Annotated in this window: 3 protein-coding genes; all 3 read left to right on the forward strand. The window is 46.3% G+C overall.

All coding sequences use genetic code 11. The features are described from left to right. On the forward strand, positions 1-627 hold a 627-nt coding region (locus ACWA6V_RS12670), incomplete at its 5' end, for a Crp/Fnr family transcriptional regulator (protein WP_449522832.1). A gap of 317 nt (positions 628-944) precedes the next feature. Further along, a complete protein-coding gene (locus ACWA6V_RS12675) occupies positions 945-1,274 on the forward strand; it encodes a BON domain-containing protein (protein ID WP_449522833.1) in 330 nt (109 codons plus the stop codon). Positions 1,275-1,313: 39 nt separating this feature from the next. After that, positions 1,314-1,848: alpha/beta fold hydrolase (locus ACWA6V_RS12680; RefSeq protein WP_449522834.1), on the forward strand; the 535-nt coding region annotated here is incomplete at its 3' end.

Genomic DNA, 1,848 nt, shown 5'->3' on the forward strand with positions numbered 1-1,848 from the left:
CCCATTGATTGCATAGTGTCCCTTCTGTACGTGATGGAAAATGGCGCCTCGGCTGAAATTTCTGTGGTCGGCCGGGAAGGTATTATTGGCATTGCTTTATTTATGGGCGGTGAAAGCACGCCGAGCCGAGCCATTATCCAAAGTGGTGGTTATGCCTATCGTTTGCTCGCACACAAATTTAAAGAAGAATTTAATCGCCACAGTGAAATGCTGATGTTGCTCTTGCGTTACACACAATCGCTAATTACCCAAATGGCGCAAACGGCGGTATGCAATCGCCATCACTCTATTGATCAACAACTTTGTCGCTGGCTGCTACTGTCGCTTGATCGTTTACCAACGAATCGCTTGACCATGACGCAAGAACTTATTGCCAATATGCTAGGTGTGCGGCGTGAAGGCGTAACTGAGGCCGCTGGCAAATTACAAAAATTGGGCGTAATCGAATATTCGCGCGGACAAATTACTGTGTTGGATCGCGCTCAACTTGAACATCTAAGCTGTGAATGTTACGCCGTGGTAAAAAAAGAAACTGACCGGCTAATGCCAAGCCCTTTGACACCTGCTGCATCGCTGCGCCCGGCACTCCGGCCTGGTGTGGTCAGATTACCTCCGTGTGTACAGTGAAGAGTGTTTCTTACCGCACCGTACTCATTTCCATGACACAACACATTACCATTCCATTGACATGCATTGAGCGTATGCGACCTGCATCCTGCTGGTGGAACCGCATGGGTGTTAATGACCAGTGGTTAGTGATTAACAGCTTTAGTTTGTCGTCCGTACCAATTACTGTCGGTGCGCAACCGCACATAATAATTGGCTGCTAATCTTTGCCTTTTTACACTCTCTGTGTTCTGGCGAACAGAATTGTTGGTGTTAAATCATCAGACTTCAATACGACATACTATACGAAATACTATTAATCAATATTGGAGTTCATAATGAATACGTTTAATCACTCTACTTTCAAATTTTTTGGCATTGCTTTTTTAGCGGCAATGTTGTTGGCGACAATTGTTGGTTGTGCATCGACCTCCAAACAATCAAGCACAGGTGAATATATTGACGATACGGTGATCACCACTAAAGTTAAAGCGGCGATATTGGAAGACAAAGAATTAAAAGTTACCGAAATTAATGTGGAAACTTTTAAAGGTGTTGTGCAGATGAGTGGCTTTGTCAGCTCACAAAGCGACATTAATAGAGCAGCGACCATTGCGCGTTCAGTCGAAGGCGTTAAATCGGTCAAGAATGACATGCGAGTTAAATAATTCCTTGTCCATTTATTCTTAATCGTGCTGGAGAAATACATGTTAACCACTCAATGTCCGCATCTCGTTTTATTGCCTGGCTTGGTCAATGATTCACGTCTATGGCAACACCAGGCTTCCGGGTTGGCGGACATTGCACGTGTGTCTGTGGGTGATTTAACCAAAGGACACACCATTGCTGAAATGGCATCTGACGTTTTAGCCAGTGCCCCAGCGGGGCAATTTGCATTGGCCGGTTTGTCGATGGGTGGTTACGTTGCGCTGGAAATTATGCGCCAGGCGCCGGAGCGGATTCTGGCTTTGGCGCTCCTTGATACCAGTGCGCGGCCAGATACTCCCACTGCATTGGAAAATCGCAGTATTGCGATTGAGAAAGCGGAAAGTAATTATCAGGCAGTGATTGAAGAATTGATGCCCAAACAATTACACCCTCAGCACATGGCAGACGCAGAGATGGTGAGCATGATTACCGATATGGCGATGAGCCTTGGCAACAAAACCTTTATTCGCCAGCAGCGCGCCATAGCAGGTCGTATCGATAGCATTCCCTCCCTGGCCTTCATCCACTGTCCTA

It is taken from the genome of Cellvibrio sp., from assembly GCF_053579595.1.